A 1,452-nucleotide genomic window follows, 5' to 3' on the forward strand; every position below is an offset into this window, starting at 1 on the left:
TGTTTTTCATTGTCAGTTACCAACTTGTCCCAAAGTAAGTTCTACCTTATTTCCTTGTCTCAGTCTAATTTCCAGTTTTGGTGTTAGACTAGAACTTACTTTGAGAATTTTGGGCTCCATATATTGCTAATGAAACAATATGAAATTCTTGCTTTTTTAATAAATAAGTTATATAATAAGAACGTTGAAAACTAACTTGTAGATTTACAAGTTACAATTTTCACAAAAGGATTAAAAGGCTTGCCTTTTAAAATAAAGAACTCGATTTTCATAAGGAGGAAATCATTCATGGTAGTTAAAGTTGGTATTAACGGTTTCGGACGTATCGGTCGTCTTGCTTTCCGTCGTATCCAAAACGTAGAAGGTGTTGAAGTTACTCGTATCAACGACCTTACAGATCCAGCAATGCTTGCACACTTGTTGAAATATGACACAACTCAAGGTCGTTTCGACGGTACTGTTGAAGTTAAAGACGGTGGTTTTGAAGTTAACGGTAAATTCGTTAAAGTTTCTGCTGAGCGTGAGCCAGGAAACATTGACTGGGCTACTGACGGTGTAGATATCGTTTTGGAAGCAACAGGTTTCTTCGCTTCTAAAGAAAAAGCTGAGCAACACATCCACGCTAACGGTGCTAAAAAAGTTGTTATCACTGCTCCTGGTGGTAACGATGTTAAGACTGTTGTATTTAACACTAACCACGACATCCTTGATGGTACTGAAACAGTTATCTCAGGTGCTTCATGTACTACAAACTGTTTGGCTCCAATGGCTAAAGCTCTTCATGACAACTTCGGTATCGTTGAAGGTTTGATGACTACAATCCACGGTTACACTGGTGACCAAATGGTTCTTGACGGACCACACCGTGGTGGTGACCTTCGTCGTGCTCGTGCTGCTGCTGCAAACATCGTTCCTAACTCAACTGGTGCTGCTAAAGCTATCGGCTTGGTAATCCCAGAATTGAACGGTAAATTGGACGGTGCTGCACAACGTGTTCCAGTTCCAACAGGATCTGTAACTGAATTGGTAGCTGTACTTGACAAGAACGTAACTGCTGAAGAAGTTAACGCTGCAATGAAAGCTGCTTCAAACGAATCTTATGGTTACACTGAAGACCAAATCGTTTCTTCAGATATCGTAGGTATCTCATTCGGTTCATTGTTCGACGCAACTCAAACTAAAGTTCTTGACGTTGATGGCAAACAATTGGTTAAAGTTGTTTCATGGTATGACAATGAAATGTCTTACACTTCACAACTTGTTCGTACTCTTGAGTACTTCGCAAAAATCGCTAAATAATCCTTAGTGAAAATCAAAGAGGCTTCGGCCTCTTTTTTTCGGCTCTTTGTCAACTGTAGTGGGTAGACGAAAAGCTAACATCTAGAGAGGACGAAATTCGTTCTCTCATTTTTGATGTTTAAAGCAATATATATCTTGGTTTTAAAGTTCGTC

Annotated in this window: 1 protein-coding gene; it reads left to right on the plus strand. The window is 39.4% G+C overall.

The annotated features are described in order from the left end of the window. Positions 1–288: 288 nt before the first annotated feature. Positions 289–1,299: a type I glyceraldehyde-3-phosphate dehydrogenase gene (gene gap / locus C1E99_RS02020; protein ID WP_024397990.1), complete on the plus strand. Its 1,011-nt coding sequence runs from the start codon at positions 289–291 to the stop codon at positions 1,297–1,299. The last annotated feature ends 153 nt before the right edge of the window (positions 1,300–1,452 follow it).

It is taken from the genome of Streptococcus suis, from assembly GCF_002964045.1.
Classification (GTDB): Bacteria; Bacillota; Bacilli; order Lactobacillales; family Streptococcaceae; genus Streptococcus; species Streptococcus suis_U.

Coding starts and splice junctions, on each gene's coding strand:
- gap (WP_024397990.1), top strand. CDS start 289: ATGGTAGTTAAAGTTGGTATTAACGGTTTCGGACGTATCGGTCGTCTT.